This is a genomic window from Pseudomonas sp. AC136 (genome assembly GCF_979258585.1).
The window spans coordinates 2,835,689-2,851,029 of sequence record NZ_OZ409865.1 but is presented as its reverse complement, the minus strand read 5'-3'; the positions used below and the strand labels follow the sequence as shown (position 1 = coordinate 2,851,029).

Annotated in this window: 11 protein-coding genes; 6 read left to right on the top strand and 5 right to left on the bottom strand. The window is 62.3% G+C overall.

Annotated elements, in window-relative coordinates; genetic code table 11:
- Positions 1–13: 13 nt before the first annotated feature.
- The 4 genes from rsmA to ACZZZU_RS12750 all read right to left on the bottom strand — a co-directional run bounded on the left by rsmA (position 14) and on the right by ACZZZU_RS12750 (position 5,878).
- Positions 14–829: a 16S rRNA (adenine(1518)-N(6)/adenine(1519)-N(6))-dimethyltransferase RsmA gene (gene rsmA / locus ACZZZU_RS12765; RefSeq protein ID WP_122451613.1), complete on the bottom strand. Its 816-nt coding sequence runs from the start codon at positions 827–829 to the stop codon at positions 14–16.
- 75 nt (positions 830–904) lie between these two features.
- Positions 905–1,891 carry a 4-hydroxythreonine-4-phosphate dehydrogenase PdxA gene (pdxA, locus tag ACZZZU_RS12760; protein WP_463550791.1) on the bottom strand — a complete coding sequence of 329 codons (987 nt, stop codon included), beginning with the start codon at positions 1,889–1,891 and terminating at the stop codon, positions 905–907.
- Positions 1,888–3,180: a peptidylprolyl isomerase gene (locus ACZZZU_RS12755; RefSeq protein ID WP_163016473.1), complete on the bottom strand. Its 1,293-nt coding sequence runs from the start codon at positions 3,178–3,180 to the stop codon at positions 1,888–1,890. Before ACZZZU_RS12755 ends, pdxA begins: the two co-directional genes overlap by 4 nt.
- Entirely contained in the window at positions 3,161–5,878 is a 2,718-nt protein-coding gene (locus ACZZZU_RS12750; RefSeq protein WP_463550790.1) for an LPS-assembly protein LptD, read from the bottom strand. Before ACZZZU_RS12750 ends, ACZZZU_RS12755 begins: the two co-directional genes overlap by 20 nt.
- 126 nt (positions 5,879–6,004) lie before the next feature.
- On the opposite strand from ACZZZU_RS12750, the gene ACZZZU_RS12745 reads away from it, so the two are divergent.
- Genes ACZZZU_RS12745 through ACZZZU_RS12735 form a run of 3 tightly spaced genes read left to right on the top strand, consistent with a single transcriptional unit; the run spans position 6,005 to position 8,471 of the window.
- Positions 6,005–7,030, top strand: a complete 1,026-nt coding sequence (locus ACZZZU_RS12745) for an aminoglycoside phosphotransferase family protein (RefSeq protein ID WP_463550789.1) — start codon at positions 6,005–6,007, stop codon at positions 7,028–7,030.
- Positions 7,027–7,698, top strand: a complete 672-nt coding sequence (gene murU, locus ACZZZU_RS12740; protein WP_463550788.1) for an N-acetylmuramate alpha-1-phosphate uridylyltransferase MurU — start codon at positions 7,027–7,029, stop codon at positions 7,696–7,698. Before ACZZZU_RS12745 ends, murU begins: the two co-directional genes overlap by 4 nt.
- A complete protein-coding gene (locus ACZZZU_RS12735) occupies positions 7,698–8,471 on the top strand; it encodes a TerB family tellurite resistance protein (RefSeq protein ID WP_463550787.1) in 774 nt (257 codons plus the stop codon). The genes murU and ACZZZU_RS12735 overlap by 1 nt, the downstream gene beginning before the upstream one ends.
- A 250-nt stretch (positions 8,472–8,721) precedes the next feature.
- Here the strand turns inward: ACZZZU_RS12735 and ACZZZU_RS12730 are convergent, their stop codons facing one another.
- A complete protein-coding gene (locus ACZZZU_RS12730; protein ID WP_463550786.1) occupies positions 8,722–9,786 on the bottom strand; it encodes an alpha/beta hydrolase family protein in 1,065 nt (354 codons plus the stop codon).
- Positions 9,787–9,994: 208 nt separating this feature from the next.
- Between ACZZZU_RS12730 and ACZZZU_RS12725 the strand changes: the two genes are divergently transcribed.
- The 3 genes from ACZZZU_RS12725 (at position 9,995) to ACZZZU_RS12715 (ending at position 15,335) form a co-directional block, all read left to right on the top strand.
- Complete coding sequence (locus ACZZZU_RS12725) at positions 9,995–12,343, top strand: PAS domain-containing sensor histidine kinase (RefSeq protein WP_463552136.1); 2,349 nt, start codon at positions 9,995–9,997, stop codon at positions 12,341–12,343.
- Complete coding sequence (locus ACZZZU_RS12720) at positions 12,340–12,969, top strand: response regulator transcription factor (protein WP_122491976.1); 630 nt, start codon at positions 12,340–12,342, stop codon at positions 12,967–12,969. Before ACZZZU_RS12725 ends, ACZZZU_RS12720 begins: the two co-directional genes overlap by 4 nt.
- Positions 12,970–14,627: 1,658 nt before the next feature.
- On the top strand, positions 14,628–15,335 hold the full coding sequence (locus ACZZZU_RS12715) for a response regulator transcription factor (protein ID WP_122491974.1): 708 nt from the start codon (positions 14,628–14,630) through the stop codon (positions 15,333–15,335).
- The last annotated feature ends 6 nt before the right edge of the window (positions 15,336–15,341 follow it).

Here is a 15,341-nt window from a genome sequence, read left to right as displayed (position 1 = left end):
CTGAATAACGAGTTTAGTGCGCGGGCGCAGCAATTGTCTGCTCGTGCAGTTTGTCGGCCAGGCGCACAAAGGCGGCGAGGTCGAGCTGCTCGGGGCGCAGGCTGCCGTCGACCTGCGCGGCTTCGATGGCCTCGCTGGTGAGCAGGGCTTTAAGCGTATTGCGCAAGGTTTTGCGGCGCTGGTTGAACGCCTCGCGAACCACGCGCTCAAGTAAACGGTGATCTTTAGCCGGGTGGGGCAGGGTGGCGTGCGGCACCAGCCGAACAATGGCCGAGTCCACTTTCGGCGCCGGGTTGAACGCGCCCGAACCAACGTTGAACAGGTGCTCCACATCGCAGTGGTACTGCACCATGATCGACAAGCGGCCCCAATCGCCACCGCCCGGCGTCGCGGCCAGGCGCTCCACCACTTCCTTTTGCAGCATGAAGTGCATATCGCGAATCAGGCTGGCGTTGTCTAGCAGGTGAAAAATCAGGGGCGTGGAAATGTTGTACGGCAGGTTGCCGACCACTCGCAGGCTGTTGGGCGCCGGGTTGAGGCTGGTGAAGTCGAACTTCAACGCGTCGCCTTGATGCAGGCTGAAGTTGGGGTTGCTGTCGAACTTGCTCTTGAGGATCGGGATTAAGTCCAGGTCCAGCTCTACAACGTCCAACGTGCCGCCACTGGACAGCAGGCCTTCGGTCAGCGCGCCCTGACCCGGGCCGATTTCCAGCAGGCGCTCACCGGGGCGGGCGTGAATGGCGCGCAGAATGCGGTGAATAACCCCGGCATCGTGCAGAAAGTTCTGGCCGAAGCGCTTACGGGCGCGATGTTGGTAGTGCTCAGTCATAGTGGCTCTGCTGCTAGTGGGGCGGGCGACCTGTCTGCCAGTTAAGGCGCAGGACGCGGCAAAAGAAAGGCCGGCTTACCGGCTTTCGGCCATCTGATAGGCCGTTTCGAGGGCGACTTGCAGGCTGCCGGTATCGATCTTGCCGGAGCCGGCCAGATCCAGAGCGGTGCCGTGGTCGACCGAGGTGCGAATGATCGGCAGGCCGAGGGTCACGTTTACCGCAGCGCCGAAACCTTTGTACTTCAACACCGGCAGTCCTTGGTCGTGATACATCGCCAACACGGCGTCACAGTGGTCCAGATGCTTGGGGGTGAATAAGGTATCGGCCGGCAGTGGGCCGATAAGGTTCAACCCTTCGGCACGCAAAGCGGCCAGCGTCGGTTCGATGATTTCAATTTCTTCGCGGCCCAGATGACCGCCTTCGCCCGCATGAGGGTTCAGGCCGCACACCAGGATTCGGGGTGCTGCGATGCCGAATTTGTTCACCAGATCGGCGTGCAGAATGCGCGTCACCCGTGCCAGGCGCTCAGGAGTAATGGCTGCAGCCACGTCCTTGAGCGGCAAGTGCGTGGTCACCAGCGCCACCCGCAGGCCGCGCGTCGCGAGCATCATCACCACTTGTTCGGTGTGGGTGAGGTCGGCGAGAAACTCGGTGTGGCCAGAGAATGCGATGCCCGCTTCGTTAATCACACCTTTGTGCACGGGCGCCGTAATCATTCCGGCGAAATCGCTGTGCAGGCAGCCTTCACCGGCGCGCGTCAGGGTTTCGAGTACATAAGCGGCGTTGCGCGAGTCGAGCTGGCCGGCGGTTACGGCGCTGCGTAGCGGCGTGTCCCAAACGTACAGGGTGCCGGCAGGTGCGGGGGCGTCGGGCCAGGCATCTGGCGTGACCGCTACCGCCTGAACCGCCACGCCCAGTTGCGCGGCCCGCTCGGTGAGCAGGTCGCGGCTGGCGATGGCGATCAGGGGATAAGGCTGGGCGTGCTGGGCAAGCAGCAGGCACAGGTCGGGACCTATGCCGGCCGGCTCGCCGGGAGTAAGAGCGAAGCGCGGTAGGGTCACAGTTTGACTTCTACGTATGCCTCGTCGCGAATCTGGCGCAACCAGGCTTGCAGCTCTTCGTCGTACTTACGGTTGCGCAGGGCGTTGAGGGCCTGCTGCTTGCGGAACTCGTCACTGCTGTCCGTGGCGCGACGGCCAAGCACTTCCAGAACGTGCCAGCCGTATGGGCTTTTGAACGGTTTGGACACTTCACCGCTGGCGGTATTGGCCATCACGCGCTGGAACTCCGGCACCAGGGTGCTCGGATCAATCCAGTTGAGGTCGCCGCCGTTGAGAGCCGAACCCGGGTCTTCAGAGAAGCTTTTCGCCAGTTCGCCGAAGTCTTCGCCGGCCAGGATGCGGTCGTACAGACGCTCGACCAGGCGCTGGGTTTCAGCTTCGGTGCGGATCTCGCTCGGCTTGATCAGGATGTGACGAACGTGCACTTCGTCACGCATCTGGCTGTCGCCGCCGCGTTTTTCCAATAGCTTGATGATGATGAAACCGCCCGGCGTGCGCACTGGCTCGGTAACGTCGCCAACTGCCAGCGCGCCAACCATGTTGTCGAACGGAGAGGGCAATTGAGCGGCTTTACGCCAGCCCATGTCGCCGCCTTCCAGCGCCGTTTCACTTCCGGAGCTGGAAATAGCCAACTGGGCGAAGTCGGCGCCTTGCTTCAGTTGCTGATAGATAGCGTTGGCTTGTTTGTCCGCAGCCTGAATGGTTTCCGGCGAGGAGCTTTCCGGCACCGGAATCAGGATGTTGGCCAAGTGGTATTCCTGCGAAAGCTGGATCTTGCCCAGGTCGGAGGCGAGGAAGTTCTGCACTTCCTGATCCGTTACCTGAATGCGTTCGGCCACACGGCGCTGGCGCACTCGGCTGATGATCATCTCGCGACGCACTTGCTCACGGGCTTCGTTGAACGATAAGCCGTCCTGCGCCAGCGCCGCCTGGAATTGCTCGACGCTCATGTTGTTGCGCTGAGCGATGGTGCCGATGGCCTGGTTCAGTTCTTCGTCAGTAATGCGGATGCCCGAGCGATCGCCGATCTGCAGTTGCAGGTTTTCGATGATCAGGCGTTCCAGCACTTGCTGGCTCAGTACGTGCTCCGGCGGCAGTGCGGCACCGCGCTTGGCGATGGTTTGTTGAACCTCGCGCAGGCGGCCGTCCAATTGGCTTTGCATGATTACGTCGTTGTCGACGATAGCCACAACGCGGTCAATGGACTGTACGTCGGCGTGTGCCGCGGTACCCAGAAGCATGGCGCCCAGCAGCAGCGGGCGCAGACAATCAATAAGCTTGGTCTTCACGTTGACGATAACCTTGGATGCCTTGGTCGAGGAAACTCTCGACTTTGTTGCCGATAACGCCGCCGAGGCCTTTCAGCACGATTTGCAGGAAGATCCCGCGGTCGCCGTTGGCTTCGCGTTTCAAGTCGAATTCGTCGTACTCAACCCAGTAGCGGTTGATCAGACGCAGTTTCCAGCAGCAGTTGTCGTACTCGAAACCACCAAAGGCCTCCAGCGTACGGCTCTGGTTGTAGTCGAACTGCCAGCGAGCGATAGCGCTCCACTGCGGTACGACCGGCCAGATAACCGAGAAGTCGGACTGATCGATCTTGTATTCGTCGCCGCCCACTTCGAATAACCCGGTTTGCGGGTTGAAGCGCTTGACGTCGTTACGGTAGCGGTAGCCGGCGTTAACGATTTTGCCGGGGTTCGCTTCTGGCTGGTAATGCGCCATCACGTTACCGGAACGGGTTTCGCCGGCGTCCGGGTCCCAGTTCAGGTCGGAGCTGACACGCCAGTCACGGTTGATGCGGTATTGGCCGGTCAATGCATACGGCGACACCGAGGCTTCGTCTTTCGCTTCGATACCTGGCAACTGCACTTTGCGGTCTTCGAAGTAGAGGGTCTGGCCGATCGCAACGCTGGCGCGCTCGAAGCCGTTTTCCTCGATAAAGCTGCTGCTGGTGCCCAGCGACAGTTGGTTGGCATCGCCAATACGGTCGCTGCTGGAGAAGCGGTTTTCACGGAACAGCGAGGCATAGCTGAACGGCGTTTCGCTGGTGTCGAAAATCGGGATGTCCGACTGATCGCGATACGGCACGTTCAGGTAATACAGGCGCGGCTCGAGGGTTTGGCGGTAGTTGTTGCCAAACAGAGTCGTGTTGCGGTCGAAGTACAGGCCGCTGTCGACGCTGTACAACGGCACGCCACGGTCCTGGCTGCTGCTGTAGTTCTGGCCGGCTACCAGCGTGTCTTTGCCGCGCTGATCCAGATCCAGGTCGTAGTCGGTGTACAGGTATTTCACTGTCGGTTTGACGTAGCCCCAATTCCAATTCAGCGGCAGGCTGGCGCCTGGCTCCAGATGGATGCGGTCGCCAGTGGCCCGGGTTAGGCCACGCAAGTAGCTGTCGGGGCTCTGTTCGGTAAGGTAGTTGTACTCGTCCAGATCACGGTCGAAGCGTACAAATTCGGTGTTGTACGTGAAGTTCACGCCGCCCGGTTGGAACGGCAGAACGCCGTCAAACGTCACCTGAGGCAGGCGATCGTACGGGGTCACGTCAGTTACGGTGGCCAGCTGATACGCGTGCATATTGAGCTTGGCATCGAAGCTGTCGCCCCGGTATGTCAGCGCGCCTTGCTGGTTCACGAAGGTCTGGCTGCTAACGTCCAGGTCGGTTTCCAGATCCTGGAAGTAGTACGGGTCGCTGATCTTGGTGTAATCGACCGTGCCCAGCAGACGCGAATCGAGGCCGGTCTGGTTTTTCAGGCTGTACAGATAACGTTGATCTTCGTACTTGGGCTCATCCTTGCGCTCGTCGTCGCCGTCATCCAGGTAAGCAGCGCTGACCTGGCCCTCGCTGCTTTCGGTGAGGTAACGGAACTCGCCTTCCATCAACACGCCGCGCTCGGACATGAAGCGTGGATACAAGGTGGCGTCGTAGTTAGGCGCCAAGTTGAAGTAGTACGGCGTTACCAGCATCAGGCCGGTGTCGCTGGACGAGCCGATGCTCGGCGGCAGGAAGCCGGACTGGCGACGGTCGTCGATTGGGAAATAAATGTACGGGGTGTAGAAGATCGGAATGTCTTTAACCCGCAGGGTCACGTTGGTCGCGGTACCGAAGCCGGTCGCCGGGTTCAAGGTGATGTTGTTGCCCTTCAGGTTCCAGGCGTTGCTGCCCGGTTCGCAGCGGGTGTACGTACCATCCTTGAGGCGGATGATCGAATCTTCCTGGCGCTTGGCATACAGCGCGTTGCCGCGAACGCTGGATTTGTGCAGCACGTATTCGGCGTTGTCGATTTGCGCTTCGCCGGTATCAAGTTGCAGCTGAGCGTGGTCACCGACCACCAAGGCACCGTTGTCACGCAGACGCACGTTGCCGTTCAGCTCGCCACGGTTTTCAGCTTGCAGCAGGCTGGCCTCGTCGGCCTCCACCTGCATGCTGCCCTGGCGCATCACCACATCACCGGCCAAGGTCGCTACCTGTTGTTCCTGCTCATAGCGCGAGGCTTTGGCAGACACATAGGTCGGCGCATCTTTCTTGGCGGTTTTGTCTTTCATGCCCGGACGTTCCGGCTCGATGTACGCACCGGAGCAGTACGGGCCGGTTTCGGCCAGTTGCTCGGCGGTGAGCTTCTCGCGCGGAACCCAGTCGAGGTGACTGTAGTCAGCACTGCGAGACTTCAACGCTTTGCCTTTGCTCTGGGTCACCAGCTGAGGCTTGGCCTCGGCTGCAACGGCTTCACCCGAGGCGACCGTGCTGGTCTTCTCGGCCGAGGTGCCGGCCAATGAGCTGACCGCGCCGGCGCTATGCACAGGGCGGGGTGGCAACACGGCAGTGTTCGATTTTGGCGAACATGCCCAGCCACCCGTAGCCGACACAGCGCAGTCATACTGCTCAGCGGCGACCACGTATTGCGTGGCAACAGGTTGCAAAGCCAATAGGCTGCCGGTAACCAGCAGAGGGAATTTTTTACGAAACGCGGGGTATTTTACTGCCATCTTGTAGTCCGGGCTTCCTGCGCGCCATCGGCCCGCTAGGACCGCACGCCTCTCGATGGGCTGAAAAAGATGCTGGATAATAAAGCATGACCCGCACAACGGCTAGGGCCGTCGGAGACCCTTGTAATGCTTGATGAAGATGTACGCCTGCAACAGCTGTCCGTGTGGCTCGATGAGCAATTACCCGCCCTGTTTGCCGATCGCGGCTGGGGCCCGGTTCCGCCTGCAACCCTTACTGCAGCTAGCAGCGACGCCAGTTTTCGGCGCTACTTTCGCTGGCAGGGCGAGGGCCGCACATTCATCGTGATGGACGCGCCGCCGCCTCAGGAAGACTGCCGCCCCTTCGTGAAAATGGCCGGTTTGCTCGCCGAAGCAAAAATAAATGTGCCGGAAATTTTGGCCCAGGACCTCGAACGCGGCTTTTTGCTGCTGCCTGATCTTGGCCGCCACACTTATCTGGACGTCATTAATGACGACAACGCCGACGCCTTGTTTGCCGACGCGTTGAATGCACTGGTGGCCTTCCAGCAACTGCCGCAGCACACGCCGTTGCCCAGTTACGGCCACGCGTTATTGCACCGCGAGCTGCAACTGTTCCCCGATTGGTACGTGCGCCACGAACTGGGACTGGAATTCACCGACGCGCAGCTCGCCGCCTGGCAACGCATCTGCACTGTGTTGATCGACAGCGCGTTGGCCCAGCCAAAGGTGCTGGTGCATCGCGACTACATGCCCCGCAATCTGATGCTCAGCGAGCCGAACCCCGGCGTGCTGGACTTTCAGGATGCGGTGTATGGCCCGGTCACTTACGACGTCACCAGCTTGTTCAAAGACGCCTTCCTCAGCTGGCCCGAGCCGCGTGTGCGCGCCTGGTTGAGCCAGTACTGGCAGCAAGCGCAGGCCTTGAGCATTCCGGTGCAGCCCGACTTTGAAGATTTCCTGCGCGCCAGCGACCTCATGGGCGTACAGCGGCACCTCAAAGTTATCGGCATCTTCGCGCGCATCCGCCACCGCGACGGCAAGCCGAAATACCTGAGCGACGTGCCGCGTTTCTTCTCCTATATAGAAGCGGTGCTCGCGCGTCGTCCGGAACTGGCTGAGCTCGGCGAGTTGTTTGCCAGCCTGCACGCATCCAAGGCGGTGCCCGCATGAAAGCCATGATTCTGGCGGCCGGCAAAGGCGAGCGCATGCGCCCGCTGACCCTGCATACGCCCAAGCCGCTGATTCCGGTCGCCGGCCAACCCCTGATCGAATACCACCTGCGCGCGCTGGCGGCGGCAGGTTTTCGCGAGGTGGTGATCAACCACGCCTGGCTCGGTCAGCAAATTGAAGACCACCTGGGCGACGGCTCGCAGTTCGGCCTGCGCATCGTCTATTCACCCGAAGGCGAACCGCTGGAAACCGGCGGCGGCATCCACAAAGCGTTGCCCTTGCTCGGCGATGAGCCGTTCCTGGTGGTCAATGGCGACGTTTGGACCGACTACGACTTCAGCGCCTTGCCCCGCCAAATAAGCGGCCTGGCTCATCTGGTGATGATCGACAACCCCGCGCACCATCGCGCCGGAGACTTCACCTTGCGCGATGGCCAGCTCAGCGATGCCCATCCCGGCGCGGCCACGCTCACCTACAGCGGCATCGCCGTGCTGGCGCCGGCCCTGTTTGCTGGCTGCCAAGCGGGCGCGTTCAAGCTGGCGCCGCTGCTGCGCGAGGCCATGGCCGCAGGGCGCGTAAGCGGCGAGCATTTCCAAGGGCATTGGGTAGACGTCGGCACCCATGAGCGCCTGGCCGAAGTGGAACAGCTGCTCGCGGTGGCCGGCTGATGCTCTGGCCAGCGACCGTCGTGGGCGCCACCGCCGGGCTGGCGCTGGCCAGTATTCCGGGCGCTTTGCTGGGCATTTTGCTCGGCCAGGTGGTGGACCGGCGCATGGCCCTGGAAAGCTGGGACGACTTGCGCGGCCGGCTCAAAGGCGCGCGGCCGGTTGGCGTGTCGGATCAAGACCTGCTCTTCGTGCTGCTCGGTCGCCTGGCCAAGAGTGACGGCCAAGTGCTCGAAGTGCACATCCAGCAAGCGCGCGCCGAAATGCAGCGCCTGCAACTCACCGACGGCGAACAGCGCCGCGCCATCGACGCCTTCACCCGCGGCAAAAACGGCCAAGACGGCTTGCGCCTGCCGCTGCGTCGTTTGCGCAGCGAACTGCGCGCCGCCGAAGAAGTGCTGCGCGCCTGCTGGCGCATGGCCTGGGCCGACGGCCGCGCCACCAGCACCGAGCGCGAACTGATCGTGCTGTGGGGCAAATGGTTGGGCATAGGGCGCGACGCCGTGGCGGCCCTGGGCGCGGAATTCGAACCGCGCAAAAGCACCAACGTCACCAGCGTGGTCAGCTATGAACAGGCGCTGCGTTTACTGAACGTGGCCCATGGCAGTGATGTGCAAACCATCAAGAACGCCTATCGGCGGCTGCTGAGTCGGCATCACCCCGACAAACTCGTCGGCGCGGGGGCGAGTGCGGCTAAGGTGCGAGAGGCGACTGAGAAAACGCGGGAATTGCACAGTGCGTATGCGGTGGTGAAGGAGCAGCGAGGGTTTCGGTGAGGGTTATTTGAAGAACGGTTTTTGGTGGAGGTTTCGATAGGTGGCGCGCCGATTTTCTTCGCCCGGCGCAACATTCTGGATCCTGAATCGTCGGACCGCCGCCTTCGCGAGGATGACGGTGGTCGTTGCAAAAAACTCCGTCATCCTCGCGAACGCGGGGATCCAGAATTTCGGACCGAAGCTCGAACCACGGATCAACAAAACCCAACCGTCGTACCCAGCCTAAAACAAAGCCCAACCCCAACAACCCTCAAATCCCCGGCGAAGCCGGCTCAACCGGCTCCGGCACTGCATCAGGCTCCGGCGCACTCGCCGGCGTCGACCGATCCGGCCGCGCCGCCCCCGCCTGCACATGCTGGCTCAGCCACCCTTTCACCCGCCGATACAACTGCTCCTGCTCCGTCGCCCGATCCCCCGGCAACGCGCCCATCGCCACCTGGATATACGCCGGATGCTTCTGCCGCTTGCTCGCCTGCGAACGCAGCGTGGCGTTGTCACGGTCCGCCGCCAGGTCGCGGTAGTAGAAATCGCCGGTGGCCAGTTTCAGCGCGGGCACCAGATCCTCCAGCGCTGGCGAAAAGCCGACCGGCTTTTCAGCCGCTATCAGAATCAGATTGCTGACCTGCTTGGGCTTGTTATCCGCCAAATAACGCGCCGCCCAGTAGCCGCCGCTGCCATGGCCGAGCAGCACGATGGCCTTGGCTTTCTGCTCCTGGGCAAAGGCGATGGCCGCTTCGATTCGGGCGCTGACGCGGGTGGCGTGGGTGGTGCGCTGTTCCTCCGTGATGCCGCTGGGTGGCGGCGTGTTGTCGGCCGGCACGGCGGCATTTTCCGGTGTGGTGGCCGGCGCGGGTTCGGTGGTTTCGGCGGGTTTGCTTTCGCCTTCGGCCGGTGGCGTGGCTTGCAGTGGGCGCAGCGGCGGCTCGTCGCCTTGAGGGTCGGGCAGGCTCAGGCTCAAGGTGTGCCAGCCGGCATCGGGCAGTTTTTCCCGCAGCGGCGCCATCGCCAGGGGCCAGTCGGCCGTTTCGCCGTCACCGGGAATTAAAATCACCACGCCGCTGGGCTCGCCCACGTTGGCCAACTTATACAGCGCCAGAAACTGCTCATCGCCGGCCGTGAGCATTTGCCGCTCCTTGGCCGGCACACGTTTGGCCAGGGCGGCGGCATCGTCAACGCTGCGTTCGGCCAGCGGCGCGCGTTCCACTGCGGCGGCGGGCTCGCCTTCTTTGCTGGGCGCCGGTTCATCGGCAGCGTGCACAGCGCCACACAGCAGCAGCGAGACCAGGGCGAGAGCGGGGCGAAGCGACAGCGGCATTGGGCAAGTCCTGAGCGAGAACAATGGGTGCAGCCTAATCGGCAGTCGTGCATTTGTCAGGCGCAGGTTTAGCGGTGCGCCTGCCGGCTGGAGTAAGGTAGGCCGGCTCGCTGTTCCCTCCTGAGGTTTTCGCTGGATGCGCCGCCCGTTGCTACGTTCTGTTTTCTGCGCATTGCTCGCGCTGCTCGGCTTGTTGCCGGGCCTGGCGATGAGCGACGCACCACCCTCGCTGGCGCTGAACAGAGAACAGCAAGCGTGGCTCGAAGCGCATAAACAGCTGCGCGTCGGTGTGGTGCTGCAAGCGCCCTATGCGCAAATGGACCGCCGCCAACAGAAGTTATCCGGCGCCCATATCGACCTGCTGAACGACCTCGCCGCCGCGCTGCACGTCGACCTTATCTGGCAAACCTACCCGGACCAGGCGTCTCTGGAGGCCGCTGCCCAGGCGCGCTTGTTCGACATCGCGCCCGGCCAGATGCAAACCCCGGCCGGCCTGCGCCAGTGGCTGTTCACCGACCCCTACATGCGCGTGCCGCAACTGGTGGTGGGCGCACGGGTGGGCGGCGCGGCGGTGGATTTTGAGCAGTTGGGCAGCAACGACCCAGTGGCCGTGCGCACGCCGAGCGCGGTGGCCGACTACCTGCGCAGCTCCTATTCCAACCTCAACCTGCAAGGCGCCGACAACGAGCGCCAAGCCCTGCGCAATCTGTTGGCCGAGCGCGTGAAATACGTGGTTATCGACGAAGCCCAACTCAGTCGTCTATCCGGCGAGGCCGAGTTCGCCGAGCTGGCCGTGGTCGGCGATATCGGCTTCCCGCAATTGCTGCGGGTGGCCACCCGCCGCGATTGGCCGCAGCTTTCGGCCATCATCGACACAGCCCTGGCCGGGCTCTCGCCCAAACAGCTCGACCAATTGCACAACCGTTGGGTGCAAATCAAATACCCGCGCCTGAGCGAGTCGCCGGGGTTCTGGCAAAACCTCACCAGCCTGTTCGCGGTGCTGCTGGCGGGCGCCGTGGCTTGCCTGTTCTGGCTGCGTCGGCAAGTGCGCCGTCTGGAGCGTGACCTGCTCAGCGCTCGGCACGCCCTGGACCTGCGCCAAGCGGCCGAAGAAGCGCTGCGCCTGACGCAGTTTTCCATCGACCAAAGCACCGTCGGCATTCTCTGGGTCAATTGGGACAGCCACGTGCGCTACGCCAACCGCTCCGCCGAACAATTGCTCGGTTACCCGGCCGGCGGCGTGGTTGAACTGCCGTTGGCCGCCTTCGACCCGAACCTGCACATGGACCGCTGGCTGGCCCTGTGGAAGCGCGCGCGGGGCGGCGACGGCGAGCCGCTGAGCTTCGAAAGTTCGCTGCTGCGCGCTGACGGCACGACCTTGCCAGCGGATGTGTCCCTAAGCTTTTTGCGTTTTCGCCAAGCCGAATACCTGGTGGTGTACATCACCGACGTCACCGAGCGCCGCCGCGCCCTGGCGGCGTTGCAAGAAAGCCAGGCGCGCTTGCAAGGCATTGCCGCCAACGTGCCGGGCATGGTGTTTCGCCTGGAGCGCGCGCAGGTCGGCGCCGAGGTGGAATTCGCCTTTATCAGCGACGGCAGCGAAGGCATGGTCGGCTACCCGGCCGCCGTGCTGCAGGCCTCCGATCGAGGCCTGCGCAGCCTGGTCTACAGCGAAGACAAAACCAGCTACCACGCCACGCAAGACCAAGCCTTCGCCCACGACCGCGACTGGCACTGGCAAGGCCGCATCCTCACCCGCGACGGCGAACAGCGCTGGGCCGACATCAAAGCCATCGCCCGGCGCCTGGATGACAACAGCGTGGTCTGGGACGGCATCGCCTGGGACATCACCGACAACAAACGCATCGAGCTTGAACTGGCCGGCTCGCGCGCCCAGCTGCGCGAATTGTCCGCCCACCTGGAAAGCGTGCGCGAAGAAGAAAAAGCCCGCATCGCCCGCGAAGTGCACGACGAGCTGGGCCAAGTGCTTACCGTGCTGAAGCTGGAAACGTCGATGTGCGAACTGGCGTATGCCGAGCTCGATCCGGGTTTGCAGGACCGCCTCAACAGCATGAAAAAGCTGATCGCCAACCTCTTCCAGTTGGTACGCGACGTGGCCACCGCATTGCGTCCGCCCATCCTCGACGCCGGCATCGCCTCGGCCATCGAATGGCAAGCCCAGCGCTTCGAAGCGCGCACGCAAATTCCCTGCATCGTGCAAGTACCCGACAACCTGCCGGCCCTGGCCGACGCCAAAGCCATCGGCCTGTTTCGCATTCTTCAAGAAGCGCTGACCAACGTGATGCGTCACGCCCAGGCGCATACTGTCGAGCTGCGGCTGGAGCGCGAAGGGGACGATCTGTGTCTGACCGTCGCCGACGATGGCCTCGGCTTTGTCGCCACGCCTGGACGTAGCGCCTCGTTTGGCTTGGTCGGCATGCGCGAGCGTGTGCTGATGCTGGGCGGCACCTTGCGCCTGGACAGCCAGTTGGGCGAGGGCACCACCCTGACCGTGCGCATTCCCCTGGCCGCACGTAACGAGGAGATAGAACCGTGATTCGTGTACTGGTCGCCGAAGACCACACCATCGTGCGAGAAGGCATCAAGCAACTGATCGGCCTGGCCAAAGACCTGTGCGTCGCCGGCGAAGCTAGCAACGGCGAGCAGTTGCTGGAGACCTTGCGGCATACCGAATGCGAAGTGGTGCTGCTCGACATCTCCATGCCCGGCGTCAACGGCCTGGAAGCCATTCCGCGCATCCGCGCGTTGAGCAATCCGCCGGCTATTCTGGTGCTCTCGATGCACGACGAAGCACAAATGGCCGCCCGCGCCCTGAAAGCCGGCGCCGCCGGATACGCCACCAAAGACAGCGACCCGGCGCTGCTACTCACCGCTATTCGCCGCGTGGCGGCCGGTGGGCGTTACATCGACCCGGAGCTGGCCGACCGCATGGTATTTGAAGTCGGCCTGACCGACTCGCGGCCCTTGCACACGCGGCTCTCGGAGCGGGAGTTTTCGGTGTTTGAACGGCTCGTACAGGGTGCCAACGTTAACGACATTGCTCAGCAGCTGGCGCTGAGCAACAAGACCATCAGCACGCATAAAGCGCGGCTGATGCAGAAGCTGAATGCAGCGTCGGTGGCGGATCTTGTTAAGTATGCGATGGAGCATAAATTGGTGTAGCCGCGCTGCACTTGTAGGAGCCGGCTTGCTGGCGAACCGTGGAAAAGGAATTCGCGACCTTCGTTTGCAGGGTTCGCCAGCAAGCTGGCTCCTACGGGAATACGCCGATCAACGTCGTTAGCCATCCTCACCCCGCCCAAACATCCGTCATCCCCGCGCAGGCGGGGATCCAGAGTTTTGTGCCGGGCGCGGGCGTGAGGGATGCGGATAGCTTCAACGCCGGACCCAAAATCGTGTGCAGTCCAACATGTCTGTACGCCGAGAAATTCTGGATCCCCGCGTTCGCGAGGATGACGGATGTGTTTTCGGGAGTCTGGGTGGGTCCGTCGGATTTCGGGCGGGCGTAGGCGCCCAAACCACCGTCATCCCCGCGCAGGCGGGGATCCAGAGTCTTGTGCCGAGCGCAGTCGTGAACGATGCGGATAGCTTCAATGCCGGGCCCAAGATCGTGTGCAGTCCAACATGTCTGTACGCCGAGAAATTCTGGATCCCCGCCTTTGCGGGGATGACGGATGTATGTGCGGGAATAGGCGTAGGGCCTGCAGATTGCCCAAACCACCGTCATCCCCGCGCAGGCGGGGATCCAGAGTTTTGTGCCGAGCGCAGTCGTGAACGATGCGGATAGTTTCAAAGCAGAACCCAAAATCGTGTGCAGCCCAACATGTCTGTACGCCGAGAAATTCTGGATCCCCGCGTTCGCGAGGATGACGGATGTATGTGCGGGAATAGGCGTAGGGCCGGCAGATTGGCCAAACCACCGTCATCCCCGCGCAGGCGGGGATCCAAAGTCTTGTGTTGGGCGCAGGCGTGAGGGATGCGGATAGCTTCAAGGCCGGACCCAAGATCGTGTGCAGTCCAACATGTCTGTACGCCGAGAAATTCTGGATCCCCGCGTTCGCGGGGATGACGGATGTATGTGCGGGAATAGGCGTAGGGCCGGCAGATTGGCCAAACCACCGTCATCCCCGCGCAGGCGGGGATCCAGAGTCTTGTGCCGAGCGCAGTCGTGAACGATGCGGATAGTTTCAAGGCCGGACCCAAGATCGTGTGCAGTCCAACATGTCTGTACGCCGAGAAATTCTGGATCCCCGCGTTCGCGGGGATGACGGATGTGTGTGCGGGAATAGGCGTAGGGCCGGCAGATTGGCCAAACCACCGTCATCCCCGCGCAGGCGGGGATCCAGAGTTTTGTGCCGGGCGCAGGCGTGAGGGATGCGGATAGCTTCAAGGCCGGACCCAAGATCGTGTGCAGTCCAACATGTCTGTACGCCGAGAAATTCTGGATCCCCGCGTTCGCGGGGATGACGGATGTATGTGCGGGAATAGGCGTAGGGCCGGCAGATTGGCCAAACCACCGTCATCCCCGCGCAGGCGGGGATCCAGAGTCTTGTGCCGAGCGCAGTCGTGAACGATGCGGATAGTTTCAAAGCCGGGCCCAAAATCGTGTGCAGCCCAACATGTCTGTACGCCGAGAAATTCTGGATCCCCGCGTTCGCGAGGATGACGGATGTGTTTTCGGGAATCTAAGAACGTCTGGCAGATCGCGGACAAGAACACGCGATGAGGCGGGCGCAACCGCCCCGATCAGCGCATCTAGTATTTCTCCCCCGGAACCCCCCACAATCGCGCCCCATAACAACAAGCCGAGCACACTCAGCATGGAAAAACTCCTGGTCGTCGAAGACGCACCCGAAATCCGCGAGATGGTTTCGCTGTATCTGGTGAACGCCGGCTATGAAGTGCTCAGCACCCCCTCGGGTCATGAGTGCATGCGCTTGTTCGAACGTCATCAACCCGCCGCTGTAATCCTCGATATCGGCCTTCCCGATATCGACGGCCTTACCGTCGCCGCCCAGCTGCGCAGTAAAAGCCCGCAAATCGGCATCATCCTGGTCACTGTGCGTGACGACGATTTCGACCGCGTGGCCGGTCTCGAAACCGGGGCCGATTGCTATATCACCAAGCCCGTCAACCTGCGTGTGTTGCTCGCGCAAATTCGCAGTCTGCTGCGTCGCCGTCAGGGCGATAAGACGGATCAGGATGTGCTGCTCGGTACTTACAAAGTGGATTTGCTGCGCCGCCGAATCAGCGATGAAGAGGGCAGCGATGTGTCGCTGACGGCGGGCGAATTCGCCTTGCTGGTGGGGCTGATCGAGCGGCGCGGCAAGCCGGTCAATCGCAACGATTTGCTCGCCTGTTTGCGTCATGGTCTTGAGAGTGAAGACTCCGGGGATTTGCGCACCGTCGACACGCTGGTGGCCCGGCTGCGGCGCAAACTTGAGCTCAATTCCAACCGCCCGCAATTGATCCAGACCGTCTACGGCCGGGGTTACAAGCTGGCGGTGCAAGGCGAGATGTCAAACTGATGGCGC

Coding starts and splice junctions, on each gene's coding strand:
- rsmA (WP_122451613.1), bottom strand. CDS start 829: ATGACTGAGCACTACCAACATCGCGCCCGTAAGCGCTTCGGCCAGAAC.
- ACZZZU_RS12750 (WP_463550790.1), bottom strand. CDS start 5,878: ATGGCAGTAAAATACCCCGCGTTTCGTAAAAAATTCCCTCTGCTGGTT.
- ACZZZU_RS12745 (WP_463550789.1), top strand. CDS start 6,005: ATGCTTGATGAAGATGTACGCCTGCAACAGCTGTCCGTGTGGCTCGAT.
- murU (WP_463550788.1), top strand. CDS start 7,027: ATGAAAGCCATGATTCTGGCGGCCGGCAAAGGCGAGCGCATGCGCCCG.
- ACZZZU_RS12735 (WP_463550787.1), top strand. CDS start 7,698: ATGCTCTGGCCAGCGACCGTCGTGGGCGCCACCGCCGGGCTGGCGCTG.
- ACZZZU_RS12730 (WP_463550786.1), bottom strand. CDS start 9,786: ATGCCGCTGTCGCTTCGCCCCGCTCTCGCCCTGGTCTCGCTGCTGCTG.
- ACZZZU_RS12725 (WP_463552136.1), top strand. CDS start 9,995: ATGAGCGACGCACCACCCTCGCTGGCGCTGAACAGAGAACAGCAAGCG.
- ACZZZU_RS12715 (WP_122491974.1), top strand. CDS start 14,628: ATGGAAAAACTCCTGGTCGTCGAAGACGCACCCGAAATCCGCGAGATG.